Annotated in this window: 17 protein-coding genes; 11 read left to right on the plus strand and 6 right to left on the minus strand. The window is 72.2% G+C overall.

The genetic code is table 11. From position 1 onward, the window contains the following. Positions 1–141: 141 nt before the first annotated feature. Genes AB0D29_RS04675 through AB0D29_RS04685 form a run of 3 tightly spaced genes read right to left on the minus strand, consistent with a single transcriptional unit; the run spans position 142 to position 1394 of the window. Positions 142–396: a hypothetical protein gene (locus AB0D29_RS04675; RefSeq protein ID WP_362852113.1), complete on the minus strand. Its 255-nt coding sequence runs from the start codon at positions 394–396 to the stop codon at positions 142–144. Further along, on the minus strand, positions 393–815 hold the full coding sequence (locus AB0D29_RS04680; protein ID WP_362852114.1) for a sigma factor-like helix-turn-helix DNA-binding protein: 423 nt from the start codon (positions 813–815) through the stop codon (positions 393–395). Before AB0D29_RS04680 ends, AB0D29_RS04675 begins: the two co-directional genes overlap by 4 nt. Before the next feature lie 57 nt (positions 816–872). Next, positions 873–1394: a MarR family transcriptional regulator gene (locus AB0D29_RS04685; RefSeq protein ID WP_051837216.1), complete on the minus strand. Its 522-nt coding sequence runs from the start codon at positions 1392–1394 to the stop codon at positions 873–875. A 336-nt stretch (positions 1395–1730) separates the two neighbouring features. Here AB0D29_RS04685 and ilvA point away from each other — a divergent pair, with 336 nt between their 5' ends. The 3 genes from ilvA (at position 1731) to AB0D29_RS04700 (ending at position 4991) form a co-directional block, all read left to right on the plus strand. Beyond that, positions 1731–2963, plus strand: coding sequence for a threonine ammonia-lyase (gene ilvA, locus AB0D29_RS04690; RefSeq protein ID WP_362852115.1), 1233 nt, complete (start codon positions 1731–1733; stop codon positions 2961–2963). Between the two features lie 151 nt (positions 2964–3114). Then, positions 3115–4137, plus strand: a complete 1023-nt coding sequence (locus AB0D29_RS04695) for an ATP-binding cassette domain-containing protein (RefSeq protein WP_362852116.1) — start codon at positions 3115–3117, stop codon at positions 4135–4137. Further along, positions 4134–4991 carry an ABC transporter permease gene (locus AB0D29_RS04700; RefSeq protein WP_362852117.1) on the plus strand — a complete coding sequence of 286 codons (858 nt, stop codon included), beginning with the start codon at positions 4134–4136 and terminating at the stop codon, positions 4989–4991. The genes AB0D29_RS04695 and AB0D29_RS04700 overlap by 4 nt, the downstream gene beginning before the upstream one ends. A gap of 138 nt (positions 4992–5129) precedes the next feature. Here the strand turns inward: AB0D29_RS04700 and greA are convergent, their stop codons facing one another. Both greA and AB0D29_RS04710 read right to left on the minus strand, forming a co-directional pair. Further along, a complete protein-coding gene (gene greA / locus AB0D29_RS04705; protein WP_030009952.1) occupies positions 5130–5627 on the minus strand; it encodes a transcription elongation factor GreA in 498 nt (165 codons plus the stop codon). Between the two features lie 129 nt (positions 5628–5756). Further along, a complete protein-coding gene (locus tag AB0D29_RS04710; protein ID WP_362852118.1) occupies positions 5757–6170 on the minus strand; it encodes a DUF4307 domain-containing protein in 414 nt (137 codons plus the stop codon). A gap of 106 nt (positions 6171–6276) precedes the next feature. Here AB0D29_RS04710 and mca point away from each other — a divergent pair, with 106 nt between their 5' ends. Both mca and AB0D29_RS04720 read left to right on the plus strand, forming a co-directional pair. Continuing rightward, positions 6277–7158: a mycothiol conjugate amidase Mca gene (gene mca / locus AB0D29_RS04715; protein ID WP_362852119.1), complete on the plus strand. Its 882-nt coding sequence runs from the start codon at positions 6277–6279 to the stop codon at positions 7156–7158. 2 nt (positions 7159–7160) lie between these two features. Next, positions 7161–7397: a hypothetical protein gene (locus AB0D29_RS04720; RefSeq protein ID WP_362852120.1), complete on the plus strand. Its 237-nt coding sequence runs from the start codon at positions 7161–7163 to the stop codon at positions 7395–7397. A gap of 623 nt (positions 7398–8020) precedes the next feature. Here the strand turns inward: AB0D29_RS04720 and AB0D29_RS04725 are convergent. Then, positions 8021–11335: a tetratricopeptide repeat protein gene (locus AB0D29_RS04725; RefSeq protein WP_362852121.1), complete on the minus strand. Its 3315-nt coding sequence runs from the start codon at positions 11333–11335 to the stop codon at positions 8021–8023. A gap of 189 nt (positions 11336–11524) precedes the next feature. On the opposite strand from AB0D29_RS04725, the gene AB0D29_RS04730 reads away from it, so the two are divergent. From AB0D29_RS04730 to AB0D29_RS04755, 6 genes are all read left to right on the plus strand, one after another. Beyond that, entirely contained in the window at positions 11525–12283 is a 759-nt protein-coding gene (locus AB0D29_RS04730) for a DUF4344 domain-containing metallopeptidase (RefSeq protein WP_362852122.1), read from the plus strand. A 27-nt stretch (positions 12284–12310) separates the two neighbouring features. Continuing rightward, complete coding sequence (locus tag AB0D29_RS04735; RefSeq protein ID WP_362852123.1) at positions 12311–14365, plus strand: thioredoxin domain-containing protein; 2055 nt, start codon at positions 12311–12313, stop codon at positions 14363–14365. 257 nt (positions 14366–14622) lie between these two features. Continuing rightward, complete coding sequence (locus AB0D29_RS04740) at positions 14623–15972, plus strand: glycosyltransferase (protein WP_362852124.1); 1350 nt, start codon at positions 14623–14625, stop codon at positions 15970–15972. 119 nt (positions 15973–16091) lie between these two features. Next, entirely contained in the window at positions 16092–17666 is a 1575-nt protein-coding gene (locus AB0D29_RS04745) for a phospholipid carrier-dependent glycosyltransferase (RefSeq protein ID WP_362852163.1), read from the plus strand. 6 nt (positions 17667–17672) lie between these two features. Then, entirely contained in the window at positions 17673–18893 is a 1221-nt protein-coding gene (locus tag AB0D29_RS04750) for a glycosyltransferase family 2 protein (RefSeq protein ID WP_362852125.1), read from the plus strand. 23 nt (positions 18894–18916) lie between these two features. Beyond that, positions 18917–21331, plus strand: coding sequence for a galactose oxidase-like domain-containing protein (locus tag AB0D29_RS04755; protein WP_362852126.1), 2415 nt, complete (start codon positions 18917–18919; stop codon positions 21329–21331). Positions 21332–21335 lie beyond the last annotated feature (4 nt).

Raw genomic sequence — 21335 nt, forward strand, 5'->3', positions numbered from 1 at the left:
CTCCGCCCGAGCCCGGTGGGGCCTGACCTCAGGTGCCGGACGCCCGCCTTCCCGGCTCCGCCGGGCCCATCCAGCCACGCCGGCGGGGCTGGATTGGCCCGGCGGCGAGGCTGCAAAGAGCCCCCAGGCTGAAGACGGGGGCTACCAGCCCTCCAGGGGTGGGGAGATGCCGCTCGGCGGGGCGACCCAGGGGCGGGTCAGGGAGGCCCAGACGGTGAAGGCCACCGCGGCGGCGAAGAGCACGGCCCAGCCGAACCTCCGCAACGCCCGCCGCCGACGCAGCAGCCGGTCACCCCGGGCCGCCGCCCCCGCCGCAAGCCCCGCCGGCACCGCCGGGTACGGCCCCTCCAGCAGCCGCTTGACCTGGGCTTCCTTCCGGTCCGGGATCCCGCTCACGCCGCCTCCCGGGACCTCAGCGCGGCCACGGCCCGATTGCACAGCACCCGTACGCGCTCGACCGTCAGCCCCAGCTGCGCCGCCGCGACCTCCTCCGCGACCCCTTCGTAGAGCCGCAGGACGAGGACGAGCCGCTCCGGCGGGCTCAGCCGCGCCAGTACGCCGCTGCCCCCCTGGTGGCGCCAGCCGGTCCGGGCGAAGGCCGAGCACAGCTCCTGGCGGGTGAAGTCGTACGGGTCGTCACCGCGCAGCCGCAGCCAGTTCGCGTACGTACGGGCCAGCGCGCCCGCCAGCAGCCGGCGGGCCGCCTCCGGTTCACCGGTCAGCAGCACCCCGACGTGCAGGAGCCGCCCCGCCGCGCCCGCGACGAAGGACTCGAACTCCGCGTAGGAGCCAGCGTGTTGATCAACCACCCGCATGGTTCACATAGTGCGGGCAGCGGGACCGTCCAGGTCAAGAGGACGGACGGACTCCGCTCAGGAGGCCGGGCCGGCTTCGGCCACGGCCGCCATCAGTTCCGACAGCGACAGGTTGAAGCGCGTCAGCAGCCCGGTGAAGGATTCCCGCTCGTCCTCGCTCCAGCCCTCCGTCACCCGGGCCATCAGCTCGCGCCGCGAGGAGCGGACCTCCTCCAGCCGCGCCAGCCCCCGCGGGGACAGCGCGAGGACCACGGCCCGCCCGTCCTCGGGGTGCGAAGTCCGCTTGACCAGACCGCTGTCGACCAGCGGCGCGACCTGCCGGGTCACCGTCGAGGAGTCGATCCCCATGCCGCCGGCGAGCGCCTTGACGCCCATCGGGCCCTCCAGGTCGAGCCGGTTCAGCAGCAGGTAGGCGGCGCGGTCCATCGAGTTGCGGGCCTGGCCCACACCGCCCAGGCGGGTCTGCTCGGCGCGGCGGGCGAAGACCGCCACCTGGTGCTGGAGCGAGTCGAGGAGACCGCCTCCGGCGGGCGCGTCGGCCGCCGCGGGCAGGTCGGAATTGGCCGGGGTGGAAGGCATGGCCGTGGGCTCTCTTCGCGTGGGTCCGACAAGGATGGGGGACAGAGTACGCGGCCGTGCGGCGGCCCGTACGCCTCGTACGAGAACTGATACGGCCGGTCCGCACGGCCGTCCCGCACGCGTCCCGGATGGCGAGATTTCGCCCCTCGCCGAGCACTTCCCGGGGGGACTTCCCGGAACCCCTCCGGCGGGGCTTCCCGGAGCCCCTCCCGGAACCCCCGCCGGAGCACTTCCCGGAGCCCTTTTCGGAACCGCTCCGGGACCCTCCCCGCGCCCCTTCAGGAGCCTCCCCCTCCGCCCCGAGCCGCCCCGACCGCGGGCTGCGAGACTGGCGGCATGAACTACCGCGTGCCCCAGCCCGTCCCGCAGGTCATCCTCGACGACGTCCGGGGGGCTCAGAAGATGCTCTCCGGCGTCTCCCGGGTCACCGCGATGGAAGGCAGCCGGCACCTGTCCTCACTCACCGGGTCCCCGGTCCACCTCAAGTGCGAGAACCTCCAGCGCACCGGCTCCTTCAAGCTGCGCGGCGCCTACGTCCGCATCGCCGGCCTGCGCCCCGAGCAGCGGGCCGCCGGCGTCGTCGCGGCCAGCGCCGGCAACCACGCGCAGGGCGTGGCGCTCGCCTCCTCCCTCCTCGGGGTCCGCTCCACCGTGTTCATGCCGGTCGGGGCGCCGCTGCCGAAGGTGGCCGCGACCCAGGAGTACGGCGCCGAGGTGCGCATGCACGGACAGGTCGTCGACGAGACCCTCGCGGCCGCCCAGGACTACGCGGACCGCACCGGCGCGGTCTTCATCCACCCCTTCGACCACCGCGACATCATCGCGGGCCAGGGCACGGTGGGCCTGGAGATCCTGGAACAGTGCCCGGAGGTGCGGACCATCCTCGTCGGGATCGGCGGCGGCGGTCTCGCGGCCGGGGTCGCCGTCGCCGTGAAGGCGCTGCGGCCCGACGTGCGGGTCATCGGGGTGCAGGCCGCGGGCGCGGCCGCGTACCCGCCCTCGCTCAAGATGGGGCACCCGATCTCGATCGACGAACCCGTCACGATGGCGGACGGCATCAAGGTCGGCCGCCCCGGCGACATCCCCTTCAAAATCATCGGCGAGCTGCTCGACGACGTGCGCACGGTCTCCGAGGACGCCCTCTCCAGCGCTCTGCTGCTCTGCCTGGAACGGGCGAAGCTGGTCGTCGAACCGGCCGGCTGCAGCACGGTCGCCGCCCTGCTGAGCGAGCCCGAACTGTACGGCGGCGGACCGGTGGTGGCCGTCCTGTCCGGCGGCAACATCGACCCGCTGCTGCTCCAGCGGATCCTGCGCCACGGCATGGCGGCGGCGGGCCGGTACCTGTCCCTGCGGCTGCGCGTGGCCGACCGTCCCGGAGCCCTCGCCGGACTCCTGGCGGTGTTGTCAGTGGTGGATGCGAACGTACTCGATGTGAGCCACGTACGGACCGACCCGCGGCTGGGGCTCACGGAGGTGGAGGTGGAGCTGCACCTGGAGACGAAGGGCCCGGAGCACTGCGCGGAGGTCGCGCGGAAACTGCACGCCGCGGGATACAAGGTGATGAGCTAGACGGCGGACGCCGTCGTGATGCCGGCATCGCCGGCATCGGCCCGCATCACCCGATCGGCCGAGCGATACCCACCCGGCGCCCATAGGATTTGCGTAGAAATGCCCTGAAATTCTTGATTCTACTGGCCCGATTCACACTGGGAGAATCCATATGCCAGGCGCTATCTACGCCGAAGGTCTGGTCAAGACCTTCGGCGATGTACGGGCTCTGGACGGCGTGGACCTCGATGTCCCGGAAGGCACCGTCCTTGGTCTGCTCGGCCCCAACGGTGCCGGGAAGACCACGACCGTACGCGTCCTGACCACCCTGCTCCGGCCCGACAGCGGCAAGGCCGTCGTCGCCGGCATCGACGTACTCCAGCACCCCAACGAGGTCCGCCGGGCCATCGGCCTCTCCGGCCAGTTCGCCGCCGTCGACGAGTACCTGACCGGCCGCGAGAACCTCCAGATGGTCGGCCAGCTCTACCAGATGAAGTCCAGGGCGGCCAAGGCCCGGGCCGACGAACTGCTCGAACGCTTCAACCTCGCCGACGCCGCCGACCGCACCGCCAAGACCTACTCCGGCGGCATGCGCAGGCGGCTCGACCTCGCGGCCGCCCTCGTCGTCAGCCCGCCCGTCATGTTCATGGACGAGCCCACCACCGGCCTCGACCCCCGCAACCGCCAGCAGCTGTGGGGGATCATCCAGGAACTGGTCGCGGGCGGCACCACCCTGCTGCTCACCACCCAGTACCTGGAGGAGGCCGACCACCTCGCCCACGACATCTGCGTGGTCGACCACGGCAAGGTCATCGCCCGCGGCACCTCCGACCAGCTCAAGGCCCGGACGGGCGGCGAGCGCGTGGAGGTCGTCGTCCACGAGCGGGACCACATCGCCACGGCGCGCGAGGTGCTCGCCGGCTTCGGCAAGGGCGAGACCGCGGTCGAGGAGCACACCCGCAAGCTGACCGTTCCGGTGGCCGGCGGCGCCAAGCTGCTCGCCGAGGTCATCCGGGAACTGGACGGCCGCGGCATCGAGATCGACGACATAGGCCTGCGCCGCCCCACCCTCGACGACGTGTTCATCTCCCTCACCGGCCACGCGGCCGAACGCATCACCGAGGAGACCGGCGACGGCGCGGCCACCGCCGACGCCAAGGGCCGCAAGGCGGCGCGCAAGGAGGCGGCGAAGTGACCCTCACCTCCCCGACCACGCAACCGACCGCGCCCCGGCCGCGCGGGGGCATCGTCCAGGGCGTCAACGACTCCCTGGTGATCGCCAAGCGGAACCTCATCCGCATGTCCCGGATCCCCGAGATGATCATCTTCGGCGTGATCCAGCCGGTCATGTTCGTCGTGCTCTTCAGCTACGTCTTCGGCGGCTCGATCATGGTCGGCGACACCACCTCGCCCGCCGCCTACCGCGAGTTCCTGATGGCGGGCATCTTCGCCCAGACCGTCACCTTCGCCACGGCCGGCGCGGGCGCGGGCATCGCCGACGACATGCACAAGGGCCTGATCGACCGCTTCCGCTCGCTGCCCATGGCCCGCGGCGCGGTCCTCACCGGCCGCACCCTCGCCGACCTCGTCCAGACCACGCTCACGCTGTTCGTCCTGGCGATCGTGGCCCTGCTCGTCGGCTGGCGCACCCACACCAGCATCGGCGAGGTCCTCGCCGGCTTCGCGCTGCTGCTCCTGCTCGGCTACGCCTTCTCCTGGATCGGCGCCCTGATCGGCCTGTCGGTGCGCACTCCGGAGGCGGCCACCTCGGGCGGACTGATCTGGCTCTTCCCGCTGACGTTCATCTCGAACGCCTTCGTCCCCTCCGAGAACATGCCGCCGTTCCTGCAGACCATCGCGGAGTGGAACCCCTTCAGCGCGACCGTCCAGGCGTGCCGCGAGCTCTTCGGGAACCTCCCGGAGGGCTACCCGGTCCCGGACGCCTGGCCGATGCAGCACCCGGTGGCGGCGTCCGTCCTCTGGTCGGTGCTGATCATCGTGGTCTTCCGGTCCCTCGCGGTCCGCAAGTACCGCTCGGCGACGGCGTAGGGCCGCGCGCACGTACGTACGAACGTGCGCGCGCCCGCGTACGACGACGCGCCCGCGTACGACGATGCCCGGCCGGGAGAACCGAACCCGGCCGGGCATCGTGCGTGAAGCGGAAAATCAGAAGGTGACCGAGGGTGATCAGCCGGTGAAGGGCTTGACGTCCAGGATCTTGACCGAGGCCTTCTTGCCGTTCGGCAGCTCGTACTCGGCGTCCTCGCCGATCGCCTTGCCCAGCACACCGCTGCCCAGCGGGGACTGGGGGGAGTAGGTCTCGAAGTCCGAGGAGGCGTACTCGCGGGAGGCCAGCAGGAACTCCATGGTGTCGTCCTCGTCGCCGTCGAAGGCGATCTTGACGAGCGTGCCGGGGGCGACGACGCCGTCGGACGCGGGCGCGGTGCCGACCTTGGCGTTCTCCAGGAGCTGCGTGAGCTGGCGGACCCGGAGCTCCTGCTTGCCCTGCTCCTCCTTGGCCGCGTGGTAGCCACCGTTCTCGCGCAGGTCGCCCTCCTCGCGGGCGGCTGCGATCTTCGTGGCGATCTCCGTGCGGGCGGGACCAGAGAGGTAGTCCAGCTCCGCCTTCAGCTGGTCGTACGCCGCCTGGGTCAGCCAGGTGACGCTTTCGCTCGTCTGGGTCACGGGTGCTCCTCGTCGGTACAGGGGACTACAAAGCCGCCAGCGGCGGACGAAACCACGAGCCTAACAATTCGGGAAGAAAAGAGGGAGGACCCCAGAGGCTCATTGCCCCGTCGGCCGCGTCGTCAAGCCTCAGCGGGCGGAAGCCGCCGGCTGGCAGCCGACCAGCTCGATCATCGTGGCACGGCTCGTCGTCCTGAGGGACACGACCTCGTCCACGCGGCTCTCGGGCTGGGCGAAGGTGAAGTCGGCGCGGCCCACCTCGCCGTGCTCCTTGTCCTGGGAGCTCAGGGAACAGACCCCGGTGACCGAGGCGTCCTTGCGGACCTCCAGGTGCACCTTGACCTCGGTGTCCGAAATCACCTGAAACTTGATCACTTCGGCGCTCACGCTCTGCCCCGCGATGTAGTCCCAGCCGATCCAGCCGATCACGCCCAGCAGCAGGGCACCCAGCGCCGCTCCGATGATCTTGAGCTTCCGGTCCGTACGCTCGTCCGCCGACCGGCCGTACCGGCCCTCGGGCAGTCCCTCGCGCACCGCGCTCATGATCTTTTCCTCTCCGCGGGGAGGGTGGGCACCCCTGGAATTTTCCGTCCCCCAGTTCGGTCACTATAGAAGCCGACCGTCGCGCCGAATCGCAGAGGATCCTGTCTTGACCGAGCAGCTTCGACTGATGGCCGTCCACGCCCACCCCGACGACGAGTCGAGCAAGGGCGCGGCCACCATGGCCAAGTACGTGTCCGAGGGGGTTCCGGTGCTGGTCGTCACCTGCACCGGTGGCGAGCGCGGCTCCGTGCTGAACCCCAAGCTCCAGGGCGACAAGTACATCGAGGAGAACATCCACGAGGTACGCGCCAAGGAGATGGACGAGGCGCGCGAGATCCTCGGCATCGAGCAGGAATGGCTCGGCTACGTGGACTCCGGCCTTCCGGAGGGTGACCCGCTGCCGCCGCTGCCCGAGGGGTGCTTCGCGCTCGCGGACGTCGAAGAGGCCGCCGGGGAGCTGGTGAAGAAGATCCGCGCCTTCAAGCCGCAGGTCGTCACCACGTACGACGAGAACGGCGGCTACCCGCACCCCGACCACATCATGACCCACAAGATCACGATGGTGGCCTTCGACGGTGCGGCCGACACCGAGAAGTACCCCGAGGGCGAGTTCGGCCCGGCCTACCAGCCGCAGAAGCTCTACTACAACCAGGGCTTCAACAAGCCGCGCACCATCGCCCTGCACGAGGCACTGCTCGCGCGCGGCATGGAGTCCCCCTACGGCGAGTGGCTGGAGCGGTGGAAGGAGTTCGAGCGCAAGGAGCGGACCCTGACCACCCATGTGCCGTGCGCCGACTTCTTCGAGATCCGTGACAAGGCGCTCATCGCGCACGCCACGCAGATCGACCCGGACGGCGGCTGGTTCCGCGTCCCGATGGACGTCCAGAAGGAGGTCTGGCCCACGGAGGAGTACGAGCTCGCGAAGTCGCTCGTCGACACTTCCCTCCCCGAGTCCGACCTCTTCGCGGGCATCCGGGAGAATGCGTAGCTATGAGCGCTACGCAGGCAGCACTGACCCAGCTCCTCCCGCTGGCGGGTGACACCTTCGACAAGAACAAGGTGACGCCCGGCCTCCTCGGCTTCGTCGTGTTCGCGGCCCTCGCCATTGGCGTGTGGGCCCTGATGAAGTCGATGAACCGGCACATGGGCCGGGTGAACTTCCAGGAAGCCCCCGAGCCGGCGGCCCCGCCGGCCGCCGCCCCCGGCGAGGACGCCACCCGGGCGTAGCCCCTGGCCTGGCCGGCCGCACCGCAGCCCTGCCGGAGCCCCGCCCCGCACCCCGCGCCTCAATCGCCGGCGGGGCTGGAGTAGTGCGGCGAAGCCGGAGGTGGTGCGGCCAGGCTGACTGGTGCGGCTCAAAGCCCGGGGCGCCGCCCCGCGCCTCAAACGCCGGCGAGGCTGGATTTTGGTGCGGCGAGGCCGGACGGGTGCCGGTCAAAGATCGGGGCTCCGCCCCGGACCCCGCGCCTCAAACGCCGGCGGGGCTGGAGTGGGCCGGTTGGGGCGGGGTCGGGTGTGTGTCGGGGTGATCCCCGCAGGGCGTCGAACGCACTGCCGCCGAGCTCTCCGACCCCCCGACACGTTCGGCGCCCGAGGAGACACCCCGGCGCGCGCCCGACCCCGCCACAACCGGCCCCACCGCACCCCGCCCGAGCGGCGCAGCCAACCGGCGCCCGGCCCCGTCACAACCGGCCCCCACCGCACCCGGCCCAAGCGGCGCAGCCAACCGGCACAACGGGCCCCCCGTACCCCGCCCGAGCGGCGCAGCCGACCCGCGCAGCCGACCCGCGCAGCCAACCGGTCCGGCCCCGCCGACCGGCCCGACCCGCCGAACCGCCGGAGGCACCCGCTCAGGCCGCCCCCGGCACCCCCATGATCTCCCGCGAGTGCAGGTTCGGGACCAGGCCGAGCCGCCACGCCTGCCAGCCCTCCGCCGGGTCCACGCCACGGCCCAGGATCACGCCGTACGTCTCCAGGCAGTCCTCCAGCCGCCCGTCCCGCGCCGGATGCGCCGACTGCGCCAGCCGGGCCAGTTCCACCCGCGCCTCCTCCGGGGCGCCCGGCACCGCGTACGGCAGCATCGTGCACCGCAGGAAGCGGGCCCAGTCCTCCCCGCGCCGGTCCCCGTACGAGATGAACAACCGCACCGCCTCCTCGCACAGGCCGAGCGCCTGCGACAGCCGCCCGTTGCCCGCGTCGATCACCGCCAGCTCCAGGCACGTCCACGCCTCGCCGTGGGCCAGCCCGATCCGCCGGAAGTCCGCCCGCGCGTCCACCAGCAGCTGACGGGCGAAGCCGGAGTTGCGCAGGTTGCCCGTCTGCGCCGCCCGCTGGTCGCGCGTCACCCGGCCCGAGTGGTGGCGCGCGTGCGCCAGCCCGTACACGTCCCGCATCCGCGAGAACATGGTCCGCGCCCGCTCCAGCTCCCGTACCGCCTCGTCGCGCCCGCCGGCCTCCTCCAGCGCCTGCCCGAGGTAGTACTGCGTCCACGCCTCGCCGCGCGCGTCCTCCGCCTCCCGGTGCCGGGCCAGCGCCTCCCGCAGCCGTTCCACCGCCGGCCCCGGATCCCCGTCCACCACCCGCGCCCGCCCCAGCTGGGTCAGCGCCCAGGCCTCGCCGCGGTCGTCGCGCGTACGCCCGTACAGGTCGAGGGCGAGCCGCAGCTCCTCCTCCGCCCGCCCCACGTCCCCGAACCGCAGGTGCACCTGCCCCAGCTGGAAGTGCGCCCACGCCTCACCGTGCACGCTCTCGCTCTCCCGGTGCAGTGCCAGCGAGACCTCCAGCAGCCGCGTCGCCTCCGCCAGGTGCGCCAGGTCCCGCTCCACCGCCGCCAGCGCGTGCAACCCCCACGCCCGGTCACCCGCCAGCTCCGCCGGCTCCTGGAGCACGAGCGCCTCACGGATGCGGGCCGCGGCCTCGGGAAGATTGCCCTGGTGGTGCAGGGTGATGCCGAGCGAGACCAGCGCCATCGCCGCCCCCGCCTCCTGATGGGCCTCCATGTACTGGTCCACCACCGACGTCAGCGTCGTGCGCGCCTTGTCCAGCTCGCCCAGCTGCCGCGCCGCGATACCCGTACGCCACTGAACCGACCGCACCAGCCGACCCTGCTGCCCCGTCTGCCCTTCCGGCCCCTTCCGCCCCGCCTCCACGGCCTGCGTGAGCTCGTCGATCTCACCGAGCCGGTACAGGTCCCCGCGCAGCAGACAGAAGTCGCACAGCGCGCCGAGCAGGTCGAGCACCGCCTGCTGGTCCACCCCCTCCGAATGCCGCAGCGCCGCCGTGATGAAGCTCGACTCGTCGTCCAGCCAGCGCAGCGCCGCGTCCAGCGAGACGAAGCCGTGGCCGCCGAACTGGTTCGCCCGCGTCGACATCTTCCCGTCGACCATCCGGATCACCGAGTCCGCGAGCTGCGCGTAGTTGCGGATCAGCCGTTCGTGCGCCGCCGCGGCCCCGGCCCGGTCCTCGTCCGCCGCCGACCGCCGCGCCGCGTAGGCGCGCACCGCGTCGTGCATCCGGAACCGCTGGCCGCGCACCCGCTCGATCAGCCCGGCCTCCCACAGCTCCTCCAGCGTCCGCAGCGCCGCCTGCTCCGGTACGTCGGCCAGCGCGGCCGCCGCCGCACCGCCGAGGGAGGCCCGCCCGGCCAGCGGCAGGCGCCGCAGCAGCTGCCGCGCGGGCTCGGCGAGACGGGCGTCGGCGGCGCGCAGGGCCGCCTCCACCGGGTGCGCGGCGCCGTCCGCCGCGGGGAGCGCGCCGTCGCGGACCAGCGGGGCCAGCATGCGCAGGGCGAGCGGGAGCCCGCCGCTCAGCTCCAGCACGGCAGCGGCGACACGGGCCCCGGCCCCGGCCTCCGCCTCGGCACGGGCCCCGGCCACGGCCCCGGCGCGGGCGGCCCCGCCCTCGGCACCGCCCTCGGCCTCGCCACGGGCCCCGGCCACCCCGGCCGCCCCCACCAGCTCCGCCGCCTCCTCCGCCGCCAGCCGCTCCACCGGCAGCTGGTACACCCACGCCGCCAAGTCCGCGGGCAGCTCCAGCGGCTCCCGCGCCGTCACCAGCACCAGACTCTCCGAACGCTCCGGAACCAGCACCCGCACCTGCGCCGCGTCCACCGCGTCGTCCAGCAGCACCGTCACCGGCAGCCCCTGCAGGTGCTGGTGGTACAGCTCGCCAAGGCGCCGTACCTGCTGCTCCGCCGAGGCGCCCTCGCGGAACAGCAACTGCTCGCGCGGCGCCCCCAGCCGGTTCATCAGGTGCAGCAGCGCCTCCCGCGTCGACAGCGGCGCCTCCCCGGGGTCCCCGCCGGTGGACCCGCCCCGCAGGTCCACCACGCACGCGCCCCGGAACTGGTCCCGCAGCGCGTGCGCCGCCCGCAGCGCCAGCGCCGTACGGCCCACTCCCGGCTCACCGTGCAGCACCACGACCACCGGGCGGGTCTCCGTACTGGCCCGCGCCGCCTGCACCCACTGCGCGATCCGCGTCAGCTCGGCGCGCCTGCCCGTGAACGGGCCCGACGGATCCGGGAGTTGCCCGAACGACTGCTCCAGCGCACTGCGCCGCCGGGCCTCCGCGCTGCGGTCCGTACCGCGCAGCGGAGTGGTCAGGGCCGCGGGCCGGGCCACCGGACGCGCCGCCCGCGCCGCCGCGGCCACCGCGCGCTGCTGTTCCAGGAAGGGGCGTATCCCGCGTACCTCCAGCGCCGACAGCCACTGCAGTCGCAGCTGCTCCGGCCCGCCGGGGCGGCCCAGTTCACCGGCCCGCCGGTTCGCGGCCGGCAGGTGCAGGGCCGTCGCCTTCGCCACCGTCGCCACCGCCCCCGCGATGCCCACGACCGCGCCCACGGTCAGGGCGGTGCCGGCGGCGACGCCGAACGACAGGTCCGCCCCGACGGCGGCGGCCGCGGCGACCGCCGTCACGAGGGCCGCCGTCGAGGTGTTGCCGCGCCGGAAGGCCTCACCGAGCGACTCGTCCCCGGCCGCAGCCTCGTCCAGGGCCCGTACGTACGCCTCGTACTCGGGGGCCGCACTCGCGGCGAGCGCGTCCAGGGCCTCCTTGCCCCGCGCCAGCAGCGCCGCTCTGTCCACCGCCGCACCCGCCGCCCGCCGCGCCGCCTCGTCCACGGCCCGCCCCAACAGCTGCTCGGCCTCACCTCGATGGCTGTCCCGCATCGGCATCCCCCTCAGAGAGCTCCGGTCGAGTCGATTCCCAAGTGTCGTGCGTGAGAGACACGAACGCGAGGGAATCTGAGCGAGATCAGAGCTAACTGGAGTGAAAGAGACCGCAATTGACGAACCCAAAGGTCCTCCGCACGCGGGCCCGGAAGACCGCCGCGGCCCGTGCACTCGTACGCTGACCCGATGACCAGACGGTGGTGGGGGACCCTGGCGCTGTGCGCCGCCGCACTGCTGCCGGTGACGACCGGATGCCGGTCGGCGCAGCCGGAACCGGTGCACGGCTTCGCTCTCCACTACGAAGAACCGGCCGCCGCCGACCGGGCCGCACACCGCTTCCTGCGGGACCGGGCCGTCGCCGCCCCCGTACTCGCGGCCCTCGACGCCTACCTCGCCCTCCCCTACGGCGTCACCGTCGTCGCCCGCTCCTGCTCCGGCGAAGGCACCGGCTACGACCCCGCCGCACACCGCATCGAGCTCTGCTACGACGACCTGGCCGAGGACCGCGCACTGTTCGAGCAGGCGGGCTCCCCCACACCGGACGACCAACTCGCCGAGGTCGTGCGCGAGACGCTCTACCACGAAGCCGGCCACGCCCTCGTGCACGCGCTGGACCTCCCGGACAACGGGGCCCGCGCCGAGGAGGACGCCGCCGACGACTTCGCCCGGCTGATGCTGCTGCGCAGCCGCCCGGAGGGCGAGGACACCCTCCTCACCGCCGCCCGCGCCTACGACCTCGCGGCAGCCGCCGACCCCGAACCGGACCCCGAGGACGAGCACGCCCCGCACGCCACCCGCGCGGAAGCCCACCGCTGCGCCGTCCACGCCGAGGCCCCCACCCGCCACCCGACCCTCGCCACCCCGACCCGCGCCCCCTGCGCCACCACCTGGCCCCGCACCCGCGACGCCTGGATCCGCGACCTGGCACCGGTCCTGCGGCGGTGACCGGATCCCGTGGGGCAGGATGGGATCATGCCGAATCGCCTCGCGAACGAGACCTCGCCGTACCTGCTCCAGCACGCCGACAATCCCGTCGACTGGTGGCCGTGGTCGCCCGAGGCCTTTGCCGAGGCACGGGAGCGGGGGGTGCCCGTGCATCTCAGCGTCGGCTATTCGAGCTGCCACTGGTGTCATGTTTTCGAAGCCGAAAGCTTTACTGATGAACTAACCGCCGCCTACATGAACGAGCACTTCGTCAACATCAAGGTGGACCGCGAGGAGCGGCCCGATGTCGACGCCGTCTACATGGAGGCCGTGCAGGCCGCCACCGGGCAGGGTGGGTGGCCCATGACCGTCTTCCTCACCGCCGACGCCGAGCCGTTCTACTTCGGGACCTACTTCCCGCCCGAGCCCCGGCACGGGATGCCCTCCTTCATGCAGGTGCTCGAAGGGGTGCGGACCGCCTGGGTGGGGCGGCCCGAGGAGGTCGCCGAGGTCGCGCAGCGGATCGTACGGGACCTCGCCGGGCGGGAGTTGGACTACGGGAAGGCCGGCACCCCGGGGCCCGAGGAGCTCACGCAGGCGCTGCTCGGGCTGACGCGGGAGTACGACGCCGTGCGCGGCGGGTTCGGCGGGGCGCCGAAGTTCCCGCCGTCCATGGTGCTGGAGTTCCTGCTGCGCAACCACGCCCGTACCGGGTCCGAGGGTGCGCTGCAGATGGCCGCCGACACGTGCGAGGCCATGGCCCGGGGCGGTATCTACGACCAGCTCGGCGGCGGGTTCGCACGGTACTCCGTGGACCGGGAGTGGGTCGTGCCGCACTTCGAGAAGATGCTCTACGACAACGCCCTGCTCTGCCGGGTCTACGCGCACCTGTGGCGGGCCACCGGGTCGGACCTCGCGCGCCGGGTCGCCCTGGAGACCGCCGACTTCATGGTCCGCGAACTGCGCACCGAGCAGGGTGGTTTCGCCTCCGCGCTCGACGCCGACAGCGAGGACCCGGTCAGCGGCGCGCACGTGGAGGGCGCGTACTACGCCTGGACGCCGGCGCAGTTGCGGGAGGTGCTGGGGGAGGACGACGGGGACCTGGCCGCCGCGTACTTCGGGGTGACGGAGGAGGGCACCTTCGAGCACGGGAAGTCGGTGCTGCAACTGCCCCAGGACGGGCCCGTGGTGGAGGCGGGCAGGCTCGCCTCCATCAAGGAGCGGCTGCTGGCCGAGCGGGGCGGGCGGCCGGCGCCCGGCCGCGACGACAAGATCGTCGCCGCGTGGAACGGGCTGGCGATCGCCGCGCTCGCCGAGTGCGGGGCGTACTTCGAGCGGCCGGACCTGGTGGAGCGGGCGACCGAGGCGGCCGATCTGCTGGTGCGCGTGCACATGGACGGCAAGGCGCGGCTCGCCCGTACCAGCAAGGACGGTCAGGTCGGGCCGAACGCGGGGGTGCTGGAGGACTACGGCGACGTCGCGGAAGGCTTCCTCGCGCTGGCGTCCGTGACGGGCGAGGGCGTCTGGCTGGAGTTCGCCGGGTTCCTCGTCGACCTGGTCCTGGACCAGTTCACGGCCGAGGACGGGTCGTTGTACGACACGGCGCACGACGCGGAGCGGCTCATCCGGCGGCCGCAGGATCCGACCGACACGGCCGCCCCGTCGGGTTGGACGGCCGCTGCGGGCGCGCTGCTCTCGTACGCGGCGCACACCGGGTCGCAGGCCCACCGGACGGCGGCCGAGCGGGCGCTCGGGGTGGTGCACGCGCTCGGTCCGCGCGTGCCGCGTTTCATCGGGCACGGGCTGTCGGTGGCCGAGGCGCTGCTGGACGGGCCGCGCGAGGTGGCGGTCGTCGGCCATCCGGAGGATCCCACGCTCGCGGAGCTGCACCGGACGGCGTTGCTGGGGACGGCTCCTGGTGCGGTGGTGGCGGTGGGTCTGCCGCGTGCGGCGGACGGCAGCGGCGGTGAGTTCCCCCTTCTTGCCGAGCGCACACTCGTACGCGACCTTCCGACGGCGTATGTCTGTCGACATTTCGTCTGCGCGCGGCCTACGACGGATCCGGTCGAGCTGGCGGAGCAGTTGGGCACGGTTCGTCCCTGAAGGGGTCGGAGTACCGTCAATTCCGGTTGCCGTAGATCGGTTCAGAAACGTGCTATTTATCTGCGCCGCTTCTGACTGTCATGTTCAGTGCCTAGTCTCGTGTCGTTGGTGAGTCACTCTTTTCGGGAGTCACCGGGATGGCGCACTGGGGGGTGCGCGCAAGGGGGAAGCGGGAGCAGCGGGCCGGGGGGCCCGCCGTGCGCTCCCGGGGGGTTTGCTGATCGCCGCCGGGGGGCGGCGGGTCTGTGGGGGACATTTTGTACACATCTGTGTTCATTGTTGTCATTTCGCTGGCACTCTTCTGGATGGCCGCCTTCACGCTCTGGTGGCAGATGCACGCGTGGCGGACCCCCGAGGTACTCGCCTCCACCCGCTTCGACCGTCCCGACGGGGAGGGCCGCCTGGCCTTCTCGCTGCTGCTGCCCGCCCGCCACGAGCAGGCGGTGCTGGAGCACACGATCGACCGGCTCCTGGAGTCGAGCCACACCGACTACGAGATCATCGTGATCGTCGGGCACGACGACCCCGAGACCGCCGCCGTCGCCGAACGGGCCGCCGCCCGCGAGCCGGCCCGCGTACGGGTCGTCGTGGACCACCACGAGACGAAGAACAAGCCGAAGGCCCTCAACACCGCGCTGCCGTCCTGCCGCGGTGACATCGTCGGAGTCTTCGACGCCGAGGACCAGGTCCACCCCGAGCTGCTCGCCCACGTCGACCACGCCTTCCGCTCCACCGGCGCCGACGTGGTCCAGGGCGGGGTCCAGCTCATCAACTTCCACTCCAGCTGGTACAGCCTGCGCAACTGCCTGGAGTACTTCTTCTGGTTCCGCTCCCGCCTGCACCTGCACGCCGAGAAGGGATTCATCCCGCTGGGCGGCAACACCGTCTTCGTCCGCACCGAGGTGCTGCGCGAGGCCGGCGGCTGGGACCAGGACTGCCTCGCCGAGGACTGCGACCTCGGGGTGCGGCTGTCGTCGGTCGGCAAGAAGGTGGTCGTCGCGTACGACTCCGACATGGTCACCCGCGAGGAGACGCCCGGCTCGCTGGTCAGCCTGCTCAAGCAGCGCACCCGCTGGAACCAGGGGTTCCTCCAGGTGTACCGGAAGAAGGACTGGCAGCAGCTGCCGGGGCGCGGTCAGCGCTGGCTGGCCCGCTACACGCTGATGACGCCGTTCATGCAGGCCGCGTCGGGTGTGATCATCCCTCTCAACTTCGCCGTCGCGGTCTTCCTCGACGTACCGGTCGGCATCGCGATCATCACCTTCCTTCCCATGATCACGGCGATGGTGACCTTCGTCTTCGAGATCGTCGGCCTGCACGACTTCGGCCGGCAGTACGGCCTGCGCGTCCGCTTCGTGCACTACGTCAAGCTCGTCGTCGGCGGCCCGTTCTACCAGGTGATGCTCGCGGGCGCGGCGATCCGCGCGGTCTGGCGCGAGCAGCGCGGCCAGGGCGAGTGGGAGCTGACGAGCCACACCGGCGCCCACCTGACGGGCGCGACCGCCACCGCGGCCAACGCCGCCGTCCCCGCCGCGACCGCCACCGCCGTTCCCGCCGCAGTCTCCGCCTCCGCTTCCGTCGCGATCCGAGAGGACAGCCGCCAGTGACCGCCACCCTGCCCACGGCCACTGATCCCCAGCCCGAGACCGAGACCCTCACCGTTCCCGCCCAGCGCAGCCCCGTCGGGGGACTCGGCGTCCGCCCCGCCGCCCCCGTCCGGCCGCTCGTGAGGTTCCGCTCCTCCCGCCCCGACCTGCTGTTGTGCGGGGCGCTGCTGCTCGTGATCCTGCTCGTCCAGGGCTGGAACATCACCCACTTCCCGACGCTGAGCGACGACGAGGGCACCTACCTCGCCCAGGCGTGGGCCGTCCAGCAGGGCGACGGCCTCGCCCACTACACGTACTGGTACGACCATCCGCCGCTCGGCTGGATCCAGGTCGCGGGCCTGACGTACCTGCCGTCCCTCTTCGTGCCCGACTGGATGACCGTCGCGCCGATGCGGTTCTCGATGCTCGCCGTCTCCGCCGTGAGTTCCGTGCTGATGTACGTCCTCGCGCGCCGGCTGTGGCTGCCGCGCTGGGCGGCCGGGCTGGCGATGGCGCTCTTCGGGCTGTCCCCGCTCTCCGTCGTCCTGCAGCGCGAGATCTTCCTCGACAACCTCGCCGTGATGTGGATGCTGCTGGCCTTCTGCCTCGCCGCGTCACCGAGCCGGCACCTGTGGCACCACTTCGGGTCCGGGCTGGCGGCCGCCACCGCCGTCCTGACCAAGGAGACGATGCTGGTGGTGCTCCCGGCGCTGCTGGTGACGATGTGGCGCCACAGTCACCGCGACACCCGCAAGTTCGCCGTCACCGGAGCCATCACCGCCTGCGCGCTGATCGGGCTCTCGTACCCGCTGTACGCCCTCCTCAACAGCGAGCTGCTGCCCGGTGCCGGGCACGTCTCGCTCATCGACGGCATCACCTACCAGATGAGCCGTCCGGGTTCCGGCTTCATCCTCGACGCCGGGACCGGCTCGAACGGCGTGCTGCGGTCCTGGCTGTACTACGACACGGTCCTGCCGCTCGGCGGCCTGGCCGGCGCCGTCCTGCTGCTGGCCACTGTCCGCTGGTCCGTCACCGCCCGGGCGCTCGCCGGCCCCGCGCTGGCCGCCGTCATCCTCGCCGTCGTCGCGATGCGGCCCTCCGGCTACCTCCCGGCGATGTACGTGATCCAGGCGCTGCCGTTCCTCGCGCTCGTCCTCGCCGGGGGCGCGGCGAGCGTCACGCACGCCGTGCTGCGCCGCCGGCGCGGCCCGGGGGAGCGCGGGGCGCAGGTGTGGGTGCGCTGGGCGGTGCTCGGCGTACTCGCCGCGTGCGCCGCGGTGTACGTGCTGCCGCGCTGGTACGACGGCAACCGCACGGCGCTCACCGTCGACGCGAACGCCCCGTACCGGCAGGCCGCGGCCTGGCTCGGCAGCGAGGTCGAGGATCCGGCGCGGACCCGGGTGCTGCTCGACGACGCGCTGTGGCTGGACGCCGTGCACCACGGCTTCGAGCCGGGCCCGGGTGCGATCTGGTTCTACAAGGCCGACCTCGACCCCGCGGTCACCAAGACCCTGCCGCGCGGCTGGCAGGACATCGACTACGTGGTCTCCTCGCCCACGGTGCGCCGCGACGCGGTGGACCTGCCCACGGTGAAGGCCGCGCTGGAGCATTCGAGCGTGGTGGCCGTCTTCGGGTCGGGCGAGGACCGCATCGAGATCCGCCGGACCGACCGCGCCACCGGGACCGACCGCGCCGACCGCACGAGTGGGAGCTGAGTCACCATGAGCGAGGACCTGTGGTCCCTCCATGCCCCGATCGATGCGGAGCTTGTCGCTCCGCAGGCCCTGACCGGCAGCGTCACCCTCATCGTCCCCACCTTCAACGAGTCGGGGAACGTGGCCGAGTTGCTGCGCCGGCTCGGTGACGCGCTCCCCGACCACCTGCCCTGCGCCGTGCTGTTCGTGGACGACTCCACGGACGACACCCCCGCCGCCATCGAGAAGGCCGCCGCCGACCATCCGTTCCCGGTCTCCGTCCTGCACCGGGAGGTGGCCGAGGGCGGCCTCGGCGGCGCGGTCGTCGAGGGCGTGAAGCGGGCGGACACCGACTGGATCGTCGTCATGGACGCCGACCTCCAGCACCCGCCCCACCTGGTGCCCGAGCTCGTCGGCGAGGGCGAGCGCACCGGCGCGGACCTGGTCGTCGCCTCCCGCTACATCGCCGGCGGCAGCCGGGCCGGGCTCGCCGGGAGCTACCGGATCGCCGTCTCCCGCGGGGCGACCTGGCTGACCAAGGGGCTCTTCCCGCGGGCGCTGCGCGGGATCAGCGATCCGATGAGCGGCTTCTTCGCGATGCGCCGCTCGGCCGTCACCGCGGAGGCGCTGAAGCCGCTCGGCTACAAGATCCTGCTGGAGCTGGCGGTGCGCTGCCGTCCGCGGAAGGTCGCCGAGGTGCCGTTCGTCTTCCAGGACCGCTTCTCGGGGGAGTCCAAGTCCACCGCCCGCGAGGGCATGCGCTTCCTCGCGCACCTCGCCTCGCTGCGCTCCGCGACCCCACTGGCCCGCATGATCGGTTTCGGGCTGATCGGGCTCTCCGGTTTCGTCCCGAACCTGGCCGCGCTCTGGCTGCTCACGCACGCCGGGATGCACTACCTCCGCGCCGAGATCGTCGCCAACCAGGCGGGGGTGCTGTGGAACTTCCTCCTCATCGAGACCCTGCTCTTCCGTGACCGGCGCCGGCACCGGCACTGGGCGGACCGGGTGGGGCGTTTCGCCCTGCTGGCCAATGCCGATCTGCTGCTGCGCATCCCGTTGATCGCGGTGTTCGTCGCGCGGTTCGGGATGGAGGTGCTGCCGGCCACCGCTCTCGCCCTGGTCACCACCTTCGTCCTGCGGTTCGCGGCCACCGAGGCCCTGGTCTACCTGCCGCGCACCTCGCGTCGGTCGCGTACCGCGCGCACCCCGGGTGCCCCGCCCAAGGCGGGCCGCCACTCCAGGAGTTGAGCCGCACAGAAGGGATCCTTTCCATGCGTGTGACGATCCGGCGCAGGGCCGGGCGGCGGGCCGCCCTGCTCGCCGTCGGGGCGATGACCGCGGGCCTGCTGCTCACCGCACCACAGCAGGCCACGGCCGGTCCGCCCAATCTGCTCTCCAATCCCGGCTTCGAGACGGCCGGTCCGGCCGGCGCCGACATGCCGTCCTGCTGGTCCAAGTCCGGCTGGGGCGACAACGACTTCACCTTCGCCACCGTGGCCGAGGCGCACACCGGCACCAAGGCGATGAAGGTGTCCCTCACGCGCCGCTTGGACGGCGACCGCAAGGCCCTGGTCACCGAGAACAGCACGTGCGCCCCGACCGTCACTCCGGGGAAGCAGTACGACCTGTCCGCCTGGTACAAGTCGAACACCCCGGACGTGTCGGTGACGGTGTTCCGCCGCGACACGACGGCCGGCTGGCAGTACTGGACCGACCTGCAGAATCCGCCCGTCAGTGCCGGCTGGGCGCGTACGGAGGTCCGTACGCCGGCCGTGCCGCCCAACACCGACAAGATCGCGTGGGGGCTGTCGGTCTACGGGGTGGGCACGCTCACCACCGACGACTACGCGCTGGAGGAGGTGGGCGCGGTGCCGCCGCAGCCGGTCTGCTCGGGTACGGCGCAGGAGTGCGCCAAGGGCAAGTGGGAGGTGATCCCGGCCAAGAACCCGGTGCGTTCGATGCACGCCGTCGTGCTGAAGAACGGCAAGGTGCTGCTGATCGCGGGCTCGGGCAACGACATCGCCCAGTTCAACGCGGGCACCTTCACCTCGGCCGTCTACGACCCGGCGAACGGCACCTTCAAGACGATCCCGACGCCGGTGGACATGTTCTGCGCGGGCCACGTGCAGCTGGCGGACGGCCGGGTGCTGGTGATGAGCGGCAACAAGGGGTACCCGTCCGCCGACGGCACGATCGGCTACCAGGGGCTGAAGGACAGCTACGTCTTCGACCCGGCGACCGAGGCCTACACGAAGACGAACGACATGAACGGCGGGCACTGGTACCCGTCGGCGACGGTCCTCGGCAACGGTGACGTGATCTCCTTCGGCGGGCTGAAGGAGGACTCCACGGGCAACGTGACCGCGGAGAAGTTCTCGGCTGCGCAGAACAAGTGGCTGCCGATGAACGAGGTCAACCAGACCTGGTCGTACTGGGGCCTGTACCCGTCGATGATCCTCATGCAGGACGGACGGCTCTTCTACTCGGGCAGCCACACCTTCGGCAACGGCACCCCGGGCACCGGCGCCTCGATCTACGACTACGGCGCCAACACCGTCACCGACGTGCCGGGCCTGCGGAACAAGGACCAGCGCGACGAGTCGGCGAGCGTGCTGCTGCCCCCGGCGCAGGACCAGCGGGTCCTGACCATCGGCGGCGGCAACAACGAGACCAACCCGGCCGCGAACCGGATCACCGACATCATCGACCTGAAGAAGCCGAGCCCCGGCTACACGGCCGGCCCGGACCTCCCGCAGGGACTGGTCGACACGGGCACGGGCAAGCGGCCGCAGACCGGCGCCGAGGGCAAGATGTACGTGTCGGCGGTGCTGCTCCCGGACGGCAAGGTGCTGGAGACCGGCGGCGGGCTGCACGACCGGGCCGACCCGGTCTTCGAGGCCTCCTTCTTCGACCCGACGACCAACACCTACCAGCCGGGCCTGGCCACCGACCCGATCCCGCGGACCTACCACTCGGCGTCGTTCCTGATGCCGGACGGCCGGGTCATGTCGGTCGGCGACAACCCGGGCAACGGCACCTACAACCACAACGTGTCGATCTACACCCCGCCGTACCTGTTCAAGGGCGCGCGTCCGCAGATCACCTCGGTGATCGACACGCAGTGGGTGTACGGGGACACGCAGCGGATCACCGTCAACCGCCCCGTCGCCAAGGCGGAGCTGATCCGTCCGGCGGCGGTCACCCACTCCTCGGACCCCAACCAGCGGTTCGTGGACCTGCCGATGACCGTCAACGGGAACAACATCGACCTCAACGTGACGAGCAACCCCAACCTGGCGCCGCCCGGCTGGTACATGCTCTTCGCGGTCGACGCGAACGGCGTCCCGTCCATCGCCACCTGGGTGCACCTGGGCGGTCCGTCGGCCCTGGCGGCCACCCAGGAGCAGCCGTCCGCGCACGAGCACTCCTTCGCGGACAAGCTCGGGCCGGCCAAGCAGAACCCCGCCAAGCGGGACTCCGTACCGGTGGCGCCCGGCGTGGCCGGCTGTGACCGGCACTACGGGACGGTCAACGTGTGCGTGCCGACCCGCTTCCCGGCCGAGGTGAAGGAGACGTCCAAGGCCCGCTGTGACTGGCTGGCCTCCCACCAGTACCCGAAGCGGCTGAAGGTCAACGGCAGCGACCCGCTGCGCCTGGACCCCGACCGCGACGGCCACGCCTGCTGAACCC

Source organism: Streptomyces sp. NPDC048424 (assembly GCF_040651555.1).
Taxonomy (GTDB): Bacteria; Actinomycetota; Actinomycetes; order Streptomycetales; family Streptomycetaceae; genus Streptomyces.